Annotated in this window: 18 protein-coding genes; 13 read left to right on the forward strand and 5 right to left on the reverse strand. The window is 53.4% G+C overall.

The genetic code is table 11. The features are described from left to right. Nucleotides 1-11: 11 nt before the first annotated feature. From KF749_04380 to KF749_04390, 3 genes are read right to left on the reverse strand one after another with little or no spacing between them, the layout of a single operon-like run. Complete coding sequence (locus tag KF749_04380) at nt 12-1340, reverse strand: MFS transporter (protein MBX2990390.1); 1329 nt, start codon at nt 1338-1340, stop codon at nt 12-14. After that, nucleotides 1340-2446, reverse strand: coding sequence for a hypothetical protein (locus tag KF749_04385; GenBank protein ID MBX2990391.1), 1107 nt, complete (start codon nt 2444-2446; stop codon nt 1340-1342). Before KF749_04385 ends, KF749_04380 begins: the two co-directional genes overlap by 1 nt. Before the next feature lie 30 nt (nt 2447-2476). After that, nucleotides 2477-4117, reverse strand: a complete 1641-nt coding sequence (locus KF749_04390; GenBank protein MBX2990392.1) for an alkaline phosphatase family protein — start codon at nt 4115-4117, stop codon at nt 2477-2479. 190 nt (nt 4118-4307) lie between these two features. On the opposite strand from KF749_04390, the gene KF749_04395 reads away from it, so the two are divergent. From KF749_04395 to fbp, 11 genes are all read left to right on the forward strand, one after another. Then, nucleotides 4308-5066: a 1-(5-phosphoribosyl)-5-[(5-phosphoribosylamino)methylideneamino] imidazole-4-carboxamide isomerase gene (locus KF749_04395; protein ID MBX2990393.1), complete on the forward strand. Its 759-nt coding sequence runs from the start codon at nt 4308-4310 to the stop codon at nt 5064-5066. Nucleotides 5067-5096: 30 nt separating this feature from the next. Further along, nucleotides 5097-5555: a 5-(carboxyamino)imidazole ribonucleotide mutase gene (gene purE / locus KF749_04400; GenBank protein ID MBX2990394.1), complete on the forward strand. Its 459-nt coding sequence runs from the start codon at nt 5097-5099 to the stop codon at nt 5553-5555. 34 nt (nt 5556-5589) lie between these two features. Continuing rightward, complete coding sequence (locus tag KF749_04405; GenBank protein ID MBX2990395.1) at nt 5590-6501, forward strand: carbohydrate kinase family protein; 912 nt, start codon at nt 5590-5592, stop codon at nt 6499-6501. A gap of 10 nt (nt 6502-6511) precedes the next feature. Continuing rightward, the gene (gene dapB, locus KF749_04410; protein ID MBX2990396.1) at nt 6512-7243 is read left to right on the forward strand and encodes a 4-hydroxy-tetrahydrodipicolinate reductase; all 732 of its coding nucleotides are present in this window, start codon (nt 6512-6514) and stop codon (nt 7241-7243) included. A gap of 182 nt (nt 7244-7425) precedes the next feature. Then, complete coding sequence (gene dapA / locus KF749_04415; GenBank protein MBX2990397.1) at nt 7426-8322, forward strand: 4-hydroxy-tetrahydrodipicolinate synthase; 897 nt, start codon at nt 7426-7428, stop codon at nt 8320-8322. Between the two features lie 10 nt (nt 8323-8332). Next, nucleotides 8333-9169 (forward strand): 2,3,4,5-tetrahydropyridine-2,6-dicarboxylate N-succinyltransferase, encoded by an 837-nt coding sequence (locus tag KF749_04420; GenBank protein MBX2990398.1) that lies wholly within the window; start codon nt 8333-8335, stop codon nt 9167-9169. 83 nt (nt 9170-9252) lie between these two features. Continuing rightward, nucleotides 9253-10221 (forward strand): dTDP-4-dehydrorhamnose reductase, encoded by a 969-nt coding sequence (gene rfbD, locus KF749_04425; GenBank protein MBX2990399.1) that lies wholly within the window; start codon nt 9253-9255, stop codon nt 10219-10221. 143 nt (nt 10222-10364) lie between these two features. Then, entirely contained in the window at nt 10365-11633 is a 1269-nt protein-coding gene (gene serS, locus KF749_04430; GenBank protein MBX2990400.1) for a serine--tRNA ligase, read from the forward strand. A gap of 60 nt (nt 11634-11693) precedes the next feature. Then, nucleotides 11694-13454, forward strand: coding sequence for an ABC transporter ATP-binding protein (locus KF749_04435; protein MBX2990401.1), 1761 nt, complete (start codon nt 11694-11696; stop codon nt 13452-13454). Continuing rightward, nucleotides 13454-15250 carry an ABC transporter ATP-binding protein gene (locus KF749_04440; protein MBX2990402.1) on the forward strand — a complete coding sequence of 599 codons (1797 nt, stop codon included), beginning with the start codon at nt 13454-13456 and terminating at the stop codon, nt 15248-15250. Before KF749_04435 ends, KF749_04440 begins: the two co-directional genes overlap by 1 nt. 117 nt (nt 15251-15367) lie before the next feature. Then, complete coding sequence (fbp, locus tag KF749_04445; GenBank protein MBX2990403.1) at nt 15368-16390, forward strand: class 1 fructose-bisphosphatase; 1023 nt, start codon at nt 15368-15370, stop codon at nt 16388-16390. Between the two features lie 74 nt (nt 16391-16464). Here the strand turns inward: fbp and KF749_04450 are convergent, their stop codons facing one another. Continuing rightward, nucleotides 16465-17163 carry a tetratricopeptide repeat protein gene (locus KF749_04450; protein ID MBX2990404.1) on the reverse strand — a complete coding sequence of 233 codons (699 nt, stop codon included), beginning with the start codon at nt 17161-17163 and terminating at the stop codon, nt 16465-16467. A gap of 133 nt (nt 17164-17296) precedes the next feature. After that, the gene (locus KF749_04455) at nt 17297-18205 is read right to left on the reverse strand and encodes a hypothetical protein (GenBank protein ID MBX2990405.1); all 909 of its coding nucleotides are present in this window, start codon (nt 18203-18205) and stop codon (nt 17297-17299) included. A 99-nt stretch (nt 18206-18304) separates the two neighbouring features. Here KF749_04455 and KF749_04460 point away from each other — a divergent pair, with 99 nt between their 5' ends. Further along, entirely contained in the window at nt 18305-20050 is a 1746-nt protein-coding gene (locus KF749_04460) for a tetratricopeptide repeat protein (GenBank protein MBX2990406.1), read from the forward strand. Continuing rightward, the gene (locus tag KF749_04465) at nt 20047-20823 is read left to right on the forward strand and encodes a DUF4292 domain-containing protein (protein MBX2990407.1); all 777 of its coding nucleotides are present in this window, start codon (nt 20047-20049) and stop codon (nt 20821-20823) included. Before KF749_04460 ends, KF749_04465 begins: the two co-directional genes overlap by 4 nt. Nucleotides 20824-20825 lie beyond the last annotated feature (2 nt).

Genomic DNA, 20825 nt, shown 5'->3' on the forward strand with positions numbered 1-20825 from the left:
GGACTGAGCAGTCAGGCCTTCTTTGGCTTCACATTCCACATCGCCGTCATCAGCACGCCGCCGAGCAGGGTAAATCCCATCAACACAATAATCCATGCCTGCCAGCCTTCGGGGGTGATGTTGGTTGTGCCCGGAACAGTTCCGTAACTCTGCATGATTGCGCCGATGATCGAGCCTGCAAACAACCCTCCGCCCAGATACTGGCACGCGTCAATCAATCCGGTTGCAAATCCCGCCGCTTTTCTTCCCCCGAAATCCATTGCAGCAGCGCCGCCGAGCAATGAATGCGGCCCGTTGATGAACATCTGAAGGATGATGAGAAAGACGACCGAGAGGATTGGCCCCGGGAAATAGAGAAAAAGAAGCAGCATCACAAAACTCATGAAATACATGAGAGCCGCTGCCGGGCCGCGTCGTGCGCCAAAGATTTTGTCGGATGAAAGACCTGCAAGGAACGATCCCGCCACCGCTGAAATCGGAATCAGGAATGCGCTGACGACATACGTGAACGAATCCGTGCGCATGTTGTATGTTTCCTGCAGGTAGCGGATGTACCACGAATCAACTCCCCACCGGATGACGCCCGTACAAAAATACGCGGCGGCAAGCATCCAGATAATCCTGTTGGTTGCGACTTTGCGGAAGATTTCGCCGAGTCGCAGTGGCGTGGTATCCTCGATGCCGTGCCCGACATCTCCGGTTTCGGCGGGCGGCAAGCCGATATCTTCCGGATTGTTTCTCACAACGAAATAGAAAACTGCCGCAGTTGCGGCGATGAGGATTGCCGGTGCCCAGAAGAGCCACGGCCATGGGGCGTTGGCGACAAGCCAGCCGCCGCCAAGCAGTATTGCCCAGCGGCCGCATTGAATAACAGCGCCGAATATTCCCGTAAATGTTCCCCGCTCGTTCACCCGCATCCAGCTCGCGCAGATTTTTACCAGAGACGGCGCGCCATGAGCCTGGAAAAATCCGAGCAATACGCCCATCCCCACAAAATACGAAAGCGTCCGGACGAACATGCCGAAACCGAGGAGAACGTTGACGGCGACAATGCCGATCGCGCCGATCAACATCATCCTTCGTCCTCCGGCCCGATCGACACGAAGTCCGTTGATAATTTGTCCGGCGGCGTAGGCCCAGAGTGTTGCGTTGATGATAAGCCCCCACTCATCGGCACGCCAGCCGAACTCGGTGGTGAGAGTCTTGTTCGCGACGGAAAGGAAGTTGAAACGTCCCGTGTAGTACGCGGCATACATCAGGCCGAGCGTGAGAAGAACGGGCCTTCTCGCTTTGCGGAAGTCGGAGGAAAGTGGATGTTCGCTGTGCGCGGCGGCAGTCATCAGGAGGCTTTGGCGCTGCCTTCAATCTCATGTGCCAGCAGAAGTTCCTGCGTTCGCTTCCGTTCGGCTCTCGTCAGGAATCCGACGGCGACCAGAATAAAAACGAGAGCCAACCAATCCTGCGTGCCGGGAAATCTTCCGCTGAAGGCGAAGTACGAGACGAGGGTTGCCGCAGTTCCTGCAACAAGCGACGTCAGCCTGTTGACGAGTCCGGCGAAGGTTGCGGTTCGTCCCTTGAACATGAAAATGAAAACGGAAAAGAACGCCACGATACCGTACGCGAAGCCCGCAACTACGGCAAGCGACCACAACGAGTGCGGGCTGGCAATGCTGTTACGGAATGTGACAAGTTCCGCGCTGACATTGTTGAACCATTCCGGTGATTTGAAAAGGATGTAGGTGGCGAGCATCATCGTCAGTGATGCTGCAATCTGCTCGATGGCAAAGAAGCCGTTGTTGTCTAACTTCACGCCTTTCGCCCGTGTGTTCTTGTAATAGTTCATGATGTAAATGCGCAGCGAGTACGCGACAATGTAGCTGCCCAGTATGGCAAGGGCAACAGTGGAGGCCGCGAAGTCGAAATCGTTCGGGCCTACCCAGAAAATGTTTATCGCTGCCGCAATCAAGGCAAAGACGACGGCGATGTTCTCTTCCCAATAGACGCGTTTGGTGAGAATTCCCTGTTTGATCTGCACAGCATCAACAACCCGGCTGATGATGATGACGCTCGCTCGCATAATCACCATCGCCACCATAACAGAGATTGGAAGAAGATACATCATTGTTGTTGTCGGGATGATGACGGCTGTACAGACTCCCGACGGGATGATGTACAGAACCTCGGAAGGAAACCGGAATCTCCCCCAGGAGATCATCTTGTTGGATTTGAGTTTGAACCAACGCAGAATGAGCACAACGGAAAGCGCAACGAGGCTGCCTCCGAATGTGCTGTACACGAGGTACTCGATCTGGTGCATCCCCGGGAAACCGAGTTCCGCTCTGCCTGTGAAATACTTCACGCTGACGCCGGTGATGACGTAGAAAACGAAATAGCCGATACAGAGCTGGATGAGGCGCCCGGTACTTCCTTCTGTTGTTCTGAACATTATACACTCATGAAATGTTGAATGGCGCAGTTACTTGAGGGCTTCCGTCAGAACGCGGCCGCCGCGGCCTGCCGGAAGTTCGATGCCGAGCAATGCGGAAAGCGTCGGCGCAATATCAACCGGGCTGGCTTCGACCGCATACGTGCCCTTGCGAATTCCGGCGCCGACGAAAACAAGAGGAACGTGGGCGTCATATTCGTACGGCTCGCCGTGTGAAGCGCCCGCAGTCCAGTTGCTTTCCGTCCAATAGGGCCTCAGCGCATAGACCACATCCCCGCTGCGGACTTTGTGGAAGCTGCGCTTCAGTTTGTTTTCCACCGGCCCGGTGGCGGCAAGTGCGGACAGTTGGCTGCTGCTGTATGCCGCGGCAATCGGGTGATATGTACGCAGCGAGTCGGCGAGCTCGCTTGCTGCCCACTCGAGCGTTGGAACCTTCATCTGTTGGAATGTCTCCCGATTGAAGTAGATGTTGTTTGCCACGATGGCATCAATCCACTTTGCGTCATTCTGCGGCTCGCCAAATCGTCTCGTAAGAACTCTGGAGCAGAATTCCTTCAGCGAATCAACCCGGACTCGTCCTGCGTCGGCATTCGGATGATGGCGTTTCATGTATTCCGGAATCGGCGCGACGCCGTGATCGGCAGAGAGGACAAACACGCAGTTGCTCAATCCTATTCTCTTCTCAAGAAAGGAAAGAAAATCCGCCAAAATCTGATCCGTCCGTAACGCCATATCCATCACTTCAATACTGTGGGGTCCATACGCATGTCCCACAATGTCGGGGGCGGAGAATCCTACGCACAACAAGTCGGTAAGTCCGCGCTGCCCGAGGTTCTCGGCCTCGATTGCCTTCTTGGCAAATTCGTTCAGAATCTCCGAGCTAAACGGGCTTCTTGCCAACGACCAGTAATACGAGGGGGTGATTTTCGTTGTGTCAAGCCCGTTGATTGTGTGAGGGAAAGTCCTGCCTGAACCATCCTGATCCGTTTCGTAGGGCACGTTATCATCGTCCATGAACCGGTAGGCGGAATCGGGGAGCTTCTTGTTCCAGACTTTTCCGAAGAATGAATCGATGTAGCCCGATCGGTTGAATTGCTTTACCCACGCCGGAAGTTCGTTCGCATAGTAGTTCGAGGAAATGAAAACCGAATCCTTCATCCAATAGACGCCATTGGGCATTTTGCCGCCCATCAGAATGGCGGCCCGGTCCTTGTTCGAAACGGAAACCACTTTCGCATGAAAGCCGTATTTCATACGCAGCTCGTCGCCGAGTGTCGAGCCGATGAAATTGCGGGGCGAGCGGCCCGTACCTTGCGAGCCAATGAGCGCCGCATTCCGATCTTCTACACAGTACATCCATTTCCGGCTGTCGCGGTCGAACCAATCGTTGCCGATGATACCGTTGACATTGCCGTACGTGCCGCTGAGCAACGCGGCATGTCCCGGCCCTGTCGTGTTGATGGCATGTTTGAAACTCGCGTTCGTGAAGTTTGCCCCGTTCTCAAGAAAGTACCTGAACCCGCCCTTGCCGAAATGCTGCCCGAACCGTGTGATGTAATCGTAGCGGAATTGGTCGAGACTGATAACGACGATGAGCTTTGGTGAGGATGCGCGGGCCTGCATAGCTGCTGCAACGCAGAACAGCGTGATGGTGAAAATTCGCTTGACCATTGAATGACTCGTGGCGGAAATGACTGTGAAAAACAGAGTAGGATGTTGGAAAAGTGTAGTGAAAAGTCGTTAGAAAAGAAAGGGAAGATCGTGTTCGGTGAGTTGCATGCTTCCGGCCGTCACATGGCTTGCTTGAAATTCAGCCTCTTTTTCTGCAACTTGATCCCGACGACGAGGAGATGCAGCAGTCATGTTGTTGATCATTCCCGCAATTGAGATTTGCGCTGAACATTGCGTACGCACGGTTGTCGGAGCCGATGGCACGACGTACTCCGACGACCCGGTTCGCACGGTCAAATTGTGGCGTATGGAGAACGCGAAAACGCTGCACGTCACCGATGTCGACGGTGCACTTGCGGGAAAGCCCGTCAATCTGGGGACAGTCGGCGAGATGATCAGGGCTGTGGATATTCCGATTGAAGTGGGGGGCGGGTTCCGGACATTTGATGATGTGTGTGCCGCATTCGAGATCGGCGCGTACCGCGTCCTCATCAGCACCATGCTTATTGAAAGCCCCGACGATGCGAAGCGGGCGCTTGACAGATTCGGTTCAAGTAAAGTGGTTGTCGGGATTGACGCTATTGACGGACTTGCAGCAACTCATGGCTGGCAGCACACATCGGGCTTGTCACCCCTTTCCGTTGCCTTGAACGCGAAAGCACTGGGCTTCAAACGCCTTGTCTATACCGATATCAACAAGCACAGAAACCTCGAAGGCGTGAATCTTGAAGTTCTTCGCCAACTTACCGAGGTAACAGGAATGCGCGTAACATCCGCCGGCGGTATTCGCGGCCTCGATGATTTGCTGAAAGTTCAGGAATTGCAGCAATACGGCGTCGATTCCGTCATTATGGGGCGCTCGTTGTACGAGAACAAATTCTCCTGCCAGGCGCTGTGGCGAATGTGCGAGAAGGAGAATTTTCCCTACACGGCACGGGTTCAATTCTGATTCTATACTATTCCTAACTCTCAGTGTGTCATGGCAAAAGTTGCAATACTTCTCGGAAGCAAATCCGACGAAGCGGTTATGCAGGGATGCGCCGACTATCTTACGAAGTTCGGCATACCGTTCGATTTGAAAGTCTCTTCCGCCCACAGAAATCCCGACGAAACCGCGGAATTCTGCAAGAATGCGGAGAAGAACGGCTATTCAATAATTGTTGCCGCGGCGGGCATGGCGGCGCATTTGCCCGGCGTCGCCGCATCGCATGCTACAATCCCCGTTATCGGAGTTCCGCTGGAGGGTTCGGCGTTGAACGGCGTTGATGCACTCTATTCAATTGTGCAGATGCCCGCCGGAATTCCCGTTGCCACAGTTGCCATCGGAAGCGCGGGGGCAAAGAATGCAGCCGTGCTTGCGGCCGAAATTCTCGCACTGCACGATTCGTCGATCAAGCAAAAGCTGATTGAATTCAGAAAGCAAGGGGCGAAGTTCTGATCGCCCGCCACGTCAACACCTCTACAGGCCAGCCATGAAGTTTCTCGTCATCGGCCACATGTGTCTCGATGTCATTCATCCTGTTGATGAACCCGAAGTGCAAAGCTACGGCGGGATCTACTACTCGATTGCCACGCTTGCGTCCCTTCTTGGCGAGAATGATCGCATCATTCCTGTTTTCGGAGTGAACAAGAATCACTATGAGCCGCTCATTCAACATCTGAAACAATTTCCGAATGTCGATACCTTGGCGATTTTTCAGTTTGATGAACCGACGAACAACGTTCATCTCTTCTATCAGAATAAGGAAACACGCATCGAATGCTCGAAGGATATCTCGAAGCCGATTCCGTTTAGTCGCATCAAGGACTTCCTGAAGGTGGATGGTATTCTTGTGAACATGATTTCGGGTTCCGATATCACCGTGAACACGCTCGACGAAATTCGCATGGCCGTGCGGGAGAAGAATATTCCGGTTCATTTCGACTATCACAGTCTCACGCTCGGCATCAGTCCCAACTTCGAACGGTTTCGCCGCCCTGTATCCGACTGGCGCCGGTGGGCGTTCATGACGGACACAGTTCAACTGAACGAAGAAGAGATTGGCGGACTTACGCTCGAAAAGCTGACCGAACAGCAAACGGTCGGGCACATGCTCACGTTGGGCGTGAAGGGGCTTGTGGTTACGCGGGGAGAACGCGGCGTTTCGCTGTTCTTCAACGAACATAAGAAAGTCATCCGGCAGGACATTGACGGGTTGGCCGTTGAGCGGCCGCGTGACGCAACCGGATGCGGCGACGTGTTCGGGGCGGCGTTTCACCTTCATTATGTGAAGAACTGCGATCTGCCTGCTGCGGCAACGTTCGCCAATCAGGTGGCGGCTGCAAAGGCAAACATGGTAGGCTCGGATGATATCCGGCAATTGAAATCATTTGCAACAACGTGAAGGCATAAACATGAACCTTGCTCTCATCGGGTACGGGAAGATGGGGAGGGAGATCGATGCAGTGGCGCGGGAAAAAGGGATCACGATTCTTCAGATCTTCGACGAGAAGGAAAATCACGGGGGCCACGCGCTGAACACTTCCGCGCTAGCGGGGGTGGATGTGTGCATTGATTTCTCGACGCCGTTTGCCGTGATGGACAATATCAAAGCCGTGGTTTCGTGCGGGAAAAACATCGTCGTCGGAACAACGGGATGGTACGACAAGTTAGACGACGTTCGCAAGATGGTGAAGGAGAAGAATACGGGATTTCTCTATTCGTCGAACTTTTCGCTCGGCGTCAATATCTTCCTGCATATTCTGAAGGATGCGGCTCATATCTTCGACAAGTATGCCGAGTACGATGTCGCGATTCTCGAATCCCACCACAACAAAAAAGTCGACAGCCCCAGCGGTACCGCGCTCTCGCTTGGCTCGACGATAGTCCAGCATGTCCGCCGGAAAACGGAGATTCTCTCGGAAACATCGCACGGACAAATCAAGCCTCACCAACTGCATGTCAGCTCGACGCGGGTCGGGAGTACAGTCGGGAAGCATTCCGTGATATTTGATTCCGAATGTGACACCATTGAGCTTGTTCATACAGCCAAGAACCGCCGCGGCCTGGCGCTTGGCGCAGTGGTTGCCGCTGAATGGCTCAAAGGCAAGAAGGGGTTTTTTACGATGAAGGATGTTGTTGTTTAGCATGGTGTTGCAGAACGATCCCGGAAGCCACAGAGACACGGAGCCACAGAGGTTTCTTCCGGGAAAGAGGACGAAGATTCAGTTCATAAAAAGGAAAATGTAACTTTCACGTTGATCCTCTCTGTGCCTCTGTGTCTTGATGGCAAGGAGATGTGGTTTCCACGAGAATGAAAAGGAGGTCAATGAAACGTAATCTACTGTTTCGCGGAACGGCAACCGCGCTTGTTACACCATTCAAAAGCGACGGTTCGCTGGACGAGGCTGCGCTGAGGGCATTCGTCAAATTTCAGCTGAAGGGGAAAGTCGAGGCGCTGGTGCCCGTCGGCAGTACGGGCGAAGGCGCAACGCTGACCGAAGCCGAACAGGCACGCGTCATTGAAATTGTCGTCGACGAAGTGAACGGCAAGGTGCCCGTCATCGGCGGGGCGAGCAGCAACTCCACCGCAAAAGCCGTCGCGCTTGCAAAGCAGGTGAAAGCCTGCGGCGCCGATGCCGTGCTGAGTGTTGCTCCGTTCTACAACAAGCCGACGCAGGAAGGAATTTTCCGGCACTTCGCGGCTGTTGCCGAAGCCGTGCAGATGCCCGTCGTAATTTACAACGTGCCCGGACGGACATCCTCGAACATTGAGGCAGGCACCGCGCTGCGTCTCGCGCAAGAGATCGAGCATGTGGCCGGAGTGAAAGAAGCGTCGGCAAATTTTGCGCAGATCATGGAAATCTTGCATCATTGCCCTGAAGGATTCGGTGTTTGGTCGGGCGACGATAATCTGACGCTGCCGATGATTGCGCTCGGGGCAGACGGCGTAATTTCCGTGCTTTCGAACGAAGTCCCCGCAAAATTCTCGGAGCTTGTGCGTCTCGCGTTGAAGGGCAAGCTTGACGATGCCCGCGAGCTTCACTACGAACTGCTGCATCTCATGAACATCAACTTCGTCGAGTCCAATCCCATTCCCGTAAAAGCGGCGATGGCGATGATGGGAATGATGGAAGAACATCTGCGGCTCCCGCTCGTTCCACTCTCCGATGCCTCACGCCCGAAAGTGGAGAGGTGTTTGAAGGAACTCGGCCTGATCAAGTAAAGGTATTCGTATGACAACTCTCCGACAAGACATCGAGCGGCTCTTCGACATGAAACTCGAAGGTGCCGACATTGACCGGGCGCTGAAAGTGTTCAGCAAGTTCAAGTTCTTTCTGAACAAGGGGGAAGTCCGTGCCGCCGAATGTGTGAGCGGGGAATGGAGGGTGAATGATTGGGTGAAGAAGGCCATTCTTCTCGGCTTCCGGCTCGGCGATTTGGAGGATGTGTCGATCAACACGCATTTCAAATTCTTCGACAAAACAACATACCCGCTGAAGCCGATGCAGCTTGCAGACGGCGTCCGGATTGTGCCGGGGGGCTCGTCGATTCGGGATGGCGCGTACGTCGCAAAGGGTGTTGTCTGCATGCCGCCGATGTACATCAATGTCGGGGCATATGTGGACGAAGGCACGATGGTGGATTCGCATGCGCTGGTCGGGTCGTGCGCGCAGATCGGGAAGCGTGTGCATCTCAGCGCGGCGTCGCAAATCGGGGGAGTGTTGGAGCCGGTCGGCGCAATGCCCGTCATTGTCGAAGACGATGTGTTTATCGGCGGGAATTGCGGCGTGTACGAAGGGACGCGTATACGGCGCGGGGCGGTACTTGCCGCGGGCGTGATTCTCACAAGCGGAACGCGGGTGTACGATCTTGTTCATACAACAATCCACCAAAAAGAACAAGGGCGCCCGCTCACGATTCCTGAAAACGCCGTTGTTGTTGCAGGAAGCCGGCCCGTTTCGGATGAGTGGGGGATGGAGCAGGGACTTCAGGTGTCGACTCCGGTTATCATAAAATACCGGGACGGAAAGACAAGCGCGGCGGTGGCGTTGGAGGAGGCGTTGCGGTGAGTTTGTTCTTCGTTCTTCGTTGTTCGTTGCCGGGTGTTGATCCTGCCCACTAACAATCAACCATCAACATTTCTTCACACCCCATGAACAGCAAAAAAATCCTCGTTATCGGCAGTAACGGTTTGCTCGGACAAAAATTGTGTGAGATTATCGTTCGCGGCGGAGCCTATTCTCTCACGATTGCTTCAATCGAAGAGAAGTCTGTCAGGCAGGTAGTCGGGGCGCAGTACCAGAGCGTCGATATTACGAGCAAGAAGGATGTGAAAAGCCTCGTCTTCGACTGTAATCCCGACGTAATCATCAACGCTGCCGCCATGACGAATGTTGATATCTGCGAAACCGAGCGGGAAATGTGCTGGAAGATCAATGTGGAAGGGGTGGAGAACATCGTCGAGGCGGCGAAGAAGCGCGACACGAAAGTGATTCATGTTTCAACCGATTATGTGTTCGACGGAAAGACCGGACCCTACACCGAGGACGACAGGCCCGAGCCGCTGAGCTATTACGGTAAAAGCAAGCTCGCCAGTGAAACCGCCGTGCGGACTGGAGGCGTGCCCTACATGATTGCCCGGACGATGGTGCTGTACGGCTTTGCTCCAGGTGTGAAGCCGAACTTCGCGCTGTGGCTTATCGACAGTCTCGAAAGCGGAAAGCCCGTCAACATTGTGGACGATCAGTTCGGCAACCCGACGTTGGTGGATGATCTTGCGTACGGGTTGATTCAGGCGTTCGAAATGGACCGGACGGGCATCTACAATATTGCCGGGCGCGATATTATCAGCCGGTACGAATTCGCATTGAAACTTGCCAAAGTATTCAATCTCGATCCCCAACTCATTACTCCCATCAAAACATCAACACTCAAGCAACCCGCGCCGCGGCCGTTGAAAAGCGGACTGATAACGCTGAAGGCCGAGGTGGAACTTGGCTTCCGTCCGAGCACGGTAGAGCAGGGATTGCTGATTCTCAAAACACAACTCAACCGCACACTCCGCATGTTGGCCGACAGCGGCCCGATTCCCGCGCAGAACGTGAGCAAGCCGAAAAGCTAATCCACGCAACAGACGGACTCTGTTATGCTCACTGCTCGTGAGAGTGATTAAACTGAGTAGAGACAAGTCCATTCTCAAGCCTTGAAACTCATGCATCATTTGGGTAGAATGTGCAAGCACATTCATCCCATACATGAGGATTCATGCTCGATATCAAGTTTGTTCGTGAACACGCAGAGGTCGTCAAAGAAGGCGTCACAAGAAAAAGGGAGGATCCCGCCAAAGTCGATGAGGCGCTTGCGCTCGATGAAAAGCGGAGGCACACGCTGGCGCAGGCCGAGCAACTGAAAGCACGGAAGAACAGCGTATCCGCCGAAGTAGCAAAGAAGAAATCAAAGGGGGAAGATGCAACTGCAGTTTTCGAAGAAATGCGGAAAGTTGCCGACGAAATCAAGTCGCTGGATCATGATCTGGCGGCTATCGAGGCAGATCTGCGGAATGTGCTGCTCGCCATTCCGAATATCCCGCATCCCTCGGTGCCCGTCGGCAGAACACCCGAAGAAAACCAAATCGTTGCCACGTGGGGTGAGCCTCCGGCCATTGACTTCAAACCGAGGCCGCATTGGGAGTTGGTGGAAAAATTGGGAATTATTGATTTCCCGCGCGGCGTGAAGATTACCGGAGCCGGATTTCCCGTGTACGTCGGGAAAGGCGCGAAGTTGGAACGAGCCCTCATCAATTTCTTTCTTGACGAAGCAGAAGCGGCGGGCTATACAGAAGTGATGCCACCGCATGTGGTGAATGCCGCAAGCGCAACGGGAACGGGACAGCTTCCCGACAAAGAAGACCAGATGTATGTCGCAACAAAGGATGAGTTCTATCTCATCCCCACCGCCGAAGTCCCTGTAACGAATTTCTACCGCGACGAAATTTTAGGCGAGAAGCAACTCCCCGTCAAGATGTGTGCATACACACCCTGCTTCCGGCGTGAAGCCGGTTCGTACGGCAAAGATGTGCGCGGGCTGAACCGTGTGCATCAATTCGACAAAGTCGAGCTGGTCAAGTTCGTGCATCCCTCGACATCGTACGATGAATTGGAAAGCCTCCGCGCAGACGCGGAACGGCTTCTGCAGAAACTCGGGCTGCACTACCACGTATTATTGATGTGTTCGGGCGATTTGGGGTTTACACAAACAAAGAAGTATGATCTGGAAGTCTGGTCGGTAGGCCAGCAGAAATGGCTTGAAGTTTCGTCGTGCAGCAACTTTGAGTCGTATCAGGCACGGCGCATGAACATCCGTTTCAAACCGGGGAGCGGAGGAAAACCTGAAATTGTGCACACACTCAACGGCTCGGCGCTTGCATTGCCCCGCATTGTCGCGGCAATCATCGAGAACTACCAGACTCCGGAAGGCAAAGTAATTATGCCGAAAGTCCTGCATAAGTACACAGGTTTTGAAGTGATTGGGTGAGCCAATCTGCTCGCAGCGAGTCATCGACTGCTGCGGGCAATATGTTCTTTTAGAGATTGCATGAAACCACTGCTGCGGCTGCTGCCGTATCTTGCACAATACAAACGGACCCTTTTCATCGGGTTTCTGACGGTTGTGGGGAGTAACATCTTTACCATCTTGCCTCCGCTTTACATCGGGGATGCGATTGATATCCTTGAGGAGGGGCTTCAAGCGAAGAGTATAGGCGGGTCCGACCTTGTCATGTACGCCGTCGGGATAGTTGTTTTCTTCCTTATCGCAGGCACGTTTACATTCTTCACCCGACAAACGCTCATCGTCGTTTCCCGTCACATCGAATTCGATTTGCGAAATGATTTCCTTTCCCATATCCAGAAACTCTCACTCTCATTTTACCAGAACACCCCCACCGGCGACTTGATGGCGCATGCCACCAATGATATCAGTGCCGTGCGCAATTGTCTCGGTCCCGGCATCATGTATCCCACCGATACGATCCTCGCCTTTGCCATGGTCATTGCGATGATGCTCCGCATTGATTGGGAACTCACTCTTTTTGCCATGATTCCGTTGCCGTTTGTGTCATTCGCGGTGTACCGGTTGGGCAAAGTTGTGCACAAGAAATTCGATGAACGGCAGAAACAATACGGCGAGATGACGACACGGGCTCAAGAAAATCTCTCCGGCATTCGCGTCGTCAAGGCGTATGTTCGCGAGGAATACGAGACGGAGTTGTTCCGCACGATGAGCTTCGAGTATTTGAAGAAGAACCTGGTACTTGCCCGCGTGCAGTCCATTATGTGGCCGCTAATGTTCCTGCTGGTCGGACTTTCTCTCGTTATCACCATTTACTTCGGCGGATTGAAGGTGATTGCCAATGAACTTTCCGTGGGCGGCCTTACAAAATTTCTGATCTATCTGACAATGCTCATCTGGCCGATGATTGCCTTCGGCTGGGTGATCAACATATTGCAACAAGGCGCCGCTTCGATGGATCGTCTCGCGAAGATACTCGATACCAAGCCCGAGGTTCAGGATACCAAACGGACTGATCATACAATTACCGATATCGGGGGAATGATTGAATTCCGCAACGTTTCATTCACGCACAACGGGGCGGCTCGTGCATCGCTTTCCGATATCAACCTGATAATTCCGCAAGGCGCCACTCTTGCTGTTATCGGTTATACCGGAGCCGGCAAGAGTACGCTCGTCAACCTGATTCCGCGGCTCTACGACGCGACGTCCGGCGAGGTGTTGATTGACGGGAAGAATGTGAAGCAGATTCCGCTGGAAGTGCTGCGCAGAAGTATCGGCTACGTCCCCCAGGAAACCTTCCTGTTCTCGGATTCGCTTGCCGAGAACATCAGCTACGGGACGGACAATGGAACCGAGGAACACGTCCGCGATGCTGCCGAGATTTCCCAGATTGCCCGCGACATCAGCGATTTCCCGATGGGATATGCAACCATGTTGGGCGAGCGGGGTATCACCCTCTCGGGCGGACAGAAGCAACGGACAAGTATTGCGCGAGCCGTGATGCGCAAGCCCAAAATCCTGATTCTCGATGACGCCCTCTCCGCAGTCGATACATATACGGAAGAAGAAATCCTGAAACGGCTTCGACAGATCATGAAAGACCGGACGAGCATCATCATCAGTCACCGCATTTCAACCGTGAAAGATGCCGACATGATTGTGGTGATGGATGACGGCAAGATTGTTGAACGTGGAACGCATGATCAGTTGGTGGAACAGGGTGGTGTGTACGCCGAGCTGCACCGCAAGCAGTTGTTGGAGCAGGAACTGGAAAATCTCTGATGCACGAAGAAGAAATACTCGGTAAAGCGTACGACGCCTCTCTGATGCGGCGGTTGCTCATCTACCTCCGTCCGTACAGATGGCATGTCGTTTTCGGCATCGTCCTCAGCGTGGTGGTTTCGGGACTCGAAGCCGTTCGTCCCTACTTTACGAAAATTGCTGTCGACGTGAACATCGCCGAGAAAGACGGAGAAGGCCTTCTCCTGACGGCGCTGGCGTTTCTTGGCGTTCTGCTTTTACGCGGGGTCATCCAATACTTCAACGCGTACCTGACGCAGTGGATCGGCCAGAAGACGATTTTTGATTTGCGCATGCAGGTATTCGAGCACCTTCAGTCACGTAGTCTCAAATTCTACGACAAGAACCCCATCGGCCGGCTCATCACCCGTGTCACAAACGATACCGAGGTGTTGAACGAGATGTTCTCGTCCGGAATCGTCATGGTGTTCAGCGACATCTTCACCATCATCGGCATCCTCACCTTGATGTTTACGATGAACTGGCAGCTTGCGCTTATTTCGCTCAGCGTACTGCCGCTGCTGTTCTACGGAACGTTTCTCTTCCGGAAGAAAGCCCGTGAGGCGTATCGTGAAGTTCGCATCCAGATCGCCCGCATCAACACGTTCATGCAGGAACATATCACCGGCATGATGGTGGATCAGGTGTTTAATCGTGAGAAGAAATCGTTCGAGAAATTCGATCGCGTCAATGCGGCGCACCGTGATGCCAATATCAAATCCATTTTCTACTACGCCCTCTTCTATCCCGGAGTCGATCTTATCGGTGCTATCGCCGTGGGGCTGATCATCTGGTATGCGGGCGTTGATGCGCTCGAAGGAACGATCACGGTCGGGACGGTGATTGCCTTCCTGCAGTTCAATGAGATGTTCTGGCGGCCGATACGTGATCTTTCGGAGAAGTACAACATTATGCAGACGGCGATGGCATCTTCCGAGAGGATATTCAAGCTGTTGGACGACAAGACGGCGATCAACGACCCAGGACATCCGAAACCTTTCGATCATGTCAGTGGAACGCTCAAATTCAAGAATGTCTGGTTTGCGTACAATGTTGGCCCGACAGACGCCGAGACCGAATGGGTTTTGAAGGATGTGTCATTTACGATCAATGCCGGCGAAACGGCGGCCTTTGTGGGACATACGGGAGCGGGGAAAACCACAATCACCAACCTGCTCTGCAGGTTTTATGATGTTCAGAAAGGCGAAATTCTGATAGACGGCATTAATATCAAACACATTCGTCAGCAGGAGTTGCGGAAGCATATTGCTGTTGTGCTGCAGGATGTGTTTCTGTTTTCGGGCGACATCTCCTCCAATATCAATCTGGGAGATGGAACAATACCGAGAGATGCAGTCGAGCAGGCAGCACGCACAGTCGGGGCCGATGAGTTTATCCGGCAACTCCCGGGCGGATATGATGCTGAAGTAAAGGAACGGGGCGCTACTCTCTCGGTCGGGCAGAAACAACTGATCTCTTTTGCGCGGGCACTGGCGTACAATCCGCAGATTCTCATCCTCGACGAAGCGACATCGAGCATCGACACCGAAACAGAACAACTGATCCAGCAGGCTATCGAAAAGCTGCTGCGTGGAAGAACGTCCATTGTGATCGCCCACCGGCTCTCGACAATACAAAATGCGAGTAAAATCATCGTCATGCACAAAGGCGAAATCCGCGAGATCGGAACGCATCAGGAATTGCTGGCCCACGGCGGAATTTACTTCAAATTGTACCAGTTGCAGTACAAAGACCAGGAGGTCAGGCAAACGGCATAAGCCGCAAAAAACAGGGTTGCAACTCTACGCCCTCTTCACTATTATCAAGTAGTCTCCCCCGCAGTTCATACCCGTTCATACTCACACAATCATTATTCAATCTTGCAAGGAATCCCGATGAATCCCGACCGCGAATCTTCAGCGAAATTCATGACGTTGGAACGGCATATTATGGAGGAGGAAAGACATCATCCTGACGCAACGGGCGAATTCTCCGGCGTGATGCATGCACTCTCGCTTGCCGTCAAACTTGTGTGGCGTGAAGTCACAAAAGCCGGGCTGGTGAACATTCTCGGCAAAACAGATCGTATGAATGTTACCGGCGACGAAGTCAAGAAGCTCGACGAGTTTGCCGATGAAACCATCTATAAAGCAATGGATCACGGCGGACATTTGTGTGTGATGGCATCGGAAGAGAACGAAGATCTCCTGCACATACCCGACCAGTACGAATACGGCAAGTACGTGCTGCTATACGATCCGTTGGATGGTTCCGGCAACATTGACGCCAATATCACCGTCGGGACGATCTTCTCGATCCTGAGACGCATCACGCCTGACGGCCAGGGGCAACTTGAGGATGTGTTGCAGCCGGGCTATAAGCAGGTTGCAGCCGGGTACGCGCTGTTCAGTTCGAGCATGATGTTCGTGTATTCAACGGGCCATGGCGTTCACGGGTTCACCCTTGATCCCTCCGTCGGCGAGTTTCTCCTTTCGCACGAAAATATCCGCATGCCGCAGCGCGGGGCCATCTATGCCATCAACGAAGGCAACTACAACCGGTGGGAGCCGAACATGAAGCGGTACATCGACTGGTTGAAGACGGAAGACAAAGCAGACGGCAGGCCGTATTCGCTCCGCTATATCGGTTCGCTCGTCGCCGACGTTCACCGCACGCTGATGTACGGCGGCATCTATTGTTATCCCGGTGATACAAAGAATCCCAGCGGCAAACTGCGTCTGATGTACGAAAACAATCCGCTTGCCTACATCGTCGAGAATGCCGGCGGCGCCGCGTCAGACGGGAAGCAACGTATTATGGATATTGTTCCGACGAAGCTGCATCAGAAAACTCCGCTCTTCATCGGCAGCTCCGATGACGTGAGATTCGCCGAAGAATTTCTTGCGGGCAAACGCTAACCGGATGTAATTCCCTGAAACGAAAAAACCCCGGCTCGGTGAGCCGGGGTTGTTGCCTTTCTAACAGGGATCTCTTACAACGAACTCATCTTCGATCGTGCCCGTCCCGCAAGCTGGCTTCCCGGATAGAGCGTCAGCAGTTTCTGAAAAGCCTCACGTGCCTGTTCACGATTTCCTGCCTGCAGATACGAGTTGCCGATCATATACTGCGCATCATCCGCCTTATCCGATCCGGTCATGCCTGTAACAGTTTGGAACTGTTGAATGGCTTCGTCATATCTCTTCAACCCGAAATACGATTCGCCGATCCAGTAATAGCAATTGTCGAGCAGGTCGTCGCTGACCCCCCCCGTAATCAAGCTGCTGAAGTGATCGATTGCCTCCTGGAAATTTCTGTTCCGGTATTTTGAAAGGGCAGCTTCATACCCCCCGGAAAATGCAGCCGATGATCTTGGCGTCGAAGGAGGCGGTGTAGTAGCCGCAGTGCGCGGTGTGATAACCGCCTCGCGCATGCGTGTTTCCAGTTCCGAATTGCGTGCCGAGAGATTCGTGTTTTCCGTTGCAACAACTTCAAGTTGTTGCTGCAATTTCCGGTTTTCATTGGAAAGGCTGTCGAGCCGGTATTCGAGTTGGGCCGTTGTTGAAATCGGCGGGGTGTTTGTCCAGTCTTCACTCGTTGTTTCCTCCACTGTTCCGCAGCCGGCGGCCATCATGACCAATCCGGCAACTGCGACCACGAAGAGAAACGATATGTGAGCCCCTGTCTGTTTCATGAAGATTCTCCTAAGGATGAACGTGAATTGTCGATGGACATCTTCCCGGAACGTGTATATCATGGTTCAAATGTATCAAACGCATCAGGTAAAGTCAAGCAGCGTGTATAATTGTGGCTTTCTTGTGACGGATTCAACGAAGTGCGGCCTTCAAGTGTTTGGCTATCTTTCTGCAAATCTCCAGCACAACCACATCGGGCACGCCGTCAACATGCTTCGATTGCAGCCGCATGTCGCAGATTTCGTTGACATAGTCAACTGCAACAAAACGGCCGTTATCGGCGACGGCAATTTCTGTTGAAAAGAAATCCAGTTTGCAGACGCCGTGTATTTTTTTTGTGATGGTGATGAGAGGGCGAAGGCGATGCAGTGTCATTTCGTGCTGAGTGATGAGATGGTAGATGTGTGTCTCGTCGTCCCACCAACAGGGAATCACGCTCCCGAAGATGTAGAACACCCTGAACCATGCCTTCTGTTCTCCCATCCCGGCGGGAAGGATCTTTTCCTGGAGAAGATATTTGTCATTCTTGTGATGCTGACGCGTTTCGATGATATCCTTCAGCGAAGCCGCGTTCAGCACAACCCCGATGCCGCCCCCCGTTGTATTTGCCGGCTTGATGATAAAGGGCCATTTCAGATTGGCGATATCGCTGAGCCGCAGCTCGATCTCCTTCTTTTTGTTATGGGGGGAGATGATGACGGAAAACGGAACCTCGATCCCCTTCGTGATGAATTCGAGATGCATCGTCGCTTTGTCGATTGCGTGGTGAACGTGATCGGGATGATTGATGAACAGCGCACCGGATTTTTTGATGAAGCGGGCAAGCGGCGGAAATTTCTCGTCGCCGTCACCGGCACGGTCGAGAAACGCGCCGAACCGGAGTTCCCCTTTCTGCACGTTCCTGATTGTCTCCTGCGTATTGTGGTGCGTGATGGAGTACGACTTCAACTTCAGCCGCTGCACTTCCGCTTCCAACATGGCAACGAAGTCGGTGTCGTATTCCCAATCCCACGCAATAGCGATGTGGTAGTAGTCGGGCATGATACAGGATGATGGTGTCGCATACTATTAATACGAAATTCGGGGTTTCAAGCAAGAATCCTCTTCTTGTTATTCACCCGTGTTATGAATATATTTTTCATGAAAAACACGAGGGGATTTGTGAAAACGCTGTTCATTGCCTGTGTATGTGTTGCCTTTGCCATGCTGGTTCTCGGCGGCTGTTCGGGAAGCAAGCAGGCTGTTCCGTCAGCGGGCGCAAGCGAGCAAACCGGGACAAGCCCCCGTCCGCCGATGCACGATGTTGCCACGCAGCATATGATCAACGGCTCGTTGTACGAGGTGAAAGGCGAGTATGCGCAGGCGATTCTCGAATTCCAGGATGCCCTCCGGTATGCAAAAGACCCCGCCATCCACTATGGCCTTGCGAAAAACTACGCCGCTTTGAACAAGCATTCGCTCGCTATCGAGTCTGCGCGGCAGGCGGTGAAGCTCGACCCCGCCAACACGGAATACCGCCGCATTCTTGCGGCATCCTACGCGCAGACGTTCGAGTTCGACTCCGCCTCCGCGATGTACGAAGAGGTTGTGAAACGCGATTCCACCAACATCGAATCGTGGTTCAATCTTGCACGACTGCAACAGGCCCGCAATCCGCAGAAAGCCCTTCAGACTCTCGAAGAGATCACCAACCGCTTCGGCCCGCAGTGGGAGATTTTGTTGCAGATTGTCGAGTTGCACAACGCGACGGGGAATTTCGGCAAAGCCGCCGAAGCAATGAGGAAGATGACGGATCTCGATCCCTCCAATCTCGATTTGAAACAAAGTCTCGCCCGCGCATTTGTCCGCGCCAATCAGCCAGAAGAGGCTTTGAGCATCTATCGTGATTTGCGCGAGCGCGATCCCGAGAACCATGAATACGCCGCTGAACTCGGCGGAGTGTATCTGATGCAAAAGGAATATGCCAGAGCTGCAAAGGAGTTTGCCGTTACCCTCGCGCAGGATTCCGTCAATGTGGAGGACAAGCTTCGCATCGGGCAGATGTACTTCGGCCAGCTTGAGAAGGATTCCACCATTGCGCCGTATGCCCGCGATGTGTTTCAACGGATCCAGCAGGCGCATCCGCAGGATTGGCGTTCGTATTGGTTTCTCGGCGCAATCGGCGCCATCACCCGCGACGATTCTCTTTCTCTCATCAACTTCAAAAAAGTCACCGAGTTGGCAAGCTGGAATGCGGACGGCTGGGTGTATCTCTCTTCGGTGTTCCTGGAGAAGAATGATTTCGATGCCGTTGTTACCGTTCTCGAATCAGCACTGAACATTCTCCCCGAGGAACCCCGGATTCATTCGATACTCGGCTTTGCGTACAACAGACTCGGCAGGAACACCGAGGCCATCAGTGTTCTGGAAAAAGCCCGAACGCTCGATCCGAAGGACATGAACACGATCTCGCAACTCGCGCTGATTTATGACGGGATGAAGATGTATGCGGAGTCCGATTCCTTGTACGAAGATGTGTTGCGTGTCGATCCCGACAACCATCTCGTGCTGAACAACTACAGCTACAGCATGTCCGAGCGGGGGTTGCAGTTGCAGCGGGCGCTGGCAATGTCGAAGCGTGCCATTGAGCAGCAACCCGACAATCAGGCATATCTTGATACGTACGGGTGGATTCACTTCAAACTCGGCAACTACACCGAGGCGGAAAAGTGGATCAAGAAGGCCATCGACAAAGGGAATGCGAGCGCCGTTCTGTATGAACACCTCGGCGATGTGTACGAGCGGATGAACGACACCGAGCGTGCGCTCGAGCAATGGGGGCTTGCCCTGAAGCTCGACGCCGGCAACGCGGATTTGAAAGAAAAGATCTCCCGTTTTATGCGATGATCCGACGACGCCTCTGCCTTGTGCCGGTTCTTGCCCTTCTTGTCGTGTCGTGTGCGCCCAAGCGCTCCGAACTACTTCTCAACACTGATGCTACTCCGCCCGCACTGCTTCTCAACAGATTGGAAGAACGCGAAGCCAAACTCACGACGCTTGTCGGTCGGGGGATTGTGACGTTTGATAGTCCGGAGATTGCCGGTTCCGCGTCGTTTCACTCGAATATGAAGAAGCCCGATTCGTTGCTCGTGACGCTGGCGGGCCCGTTCGGTATTGAAGTCGGCACGCTGTTTCTTTCACGTGAGAAGTACGTCATGTACAACAGCCTCGAGAACAGCGTTGCCACGGGCGACCCGACGGGTGCGGCACTTCGTTCCGTTATTCCGTTTGAACTGACTCCTGAACAGATACTCAATGCGTTTGCAGGCGTGTTCAGCATTCCGTATTCGGCAAAGGAGTTGCAGGGATATACAATTGAGGATGACATGTTTTTCCTTACGTATTCATGCGGGCAGAATACCTGCCGGTATTGGATTGACCCGCGCTACCTTGTCGTGTCGCGTTTCGAACAACGGGACACCGATGGAAATCTTCTTGTTGAAGCGCGGGCGTCGTCTTTCACCGAGCAGGACGATGCCGTCGCCGCCCGGCGGATTCGCATCACGTTTCCGCAGCAAAGCAGGCAGCTTTCTATTGCTTACAATTCGCTGACGCTGAATGCGGGGAAAACGGACTTTCGTTTCTCTATTCCATCCAATGCAAAACCTCGATTTCAGTGATG

This window comes from Bacteroidota bacterium (assembly GCA_019637975.1).
Taxonomy (GTDB): Bacteria; Bacteroidota; Ignavibacteria; order UBA10030; family UBA6906; genus CAADGV01.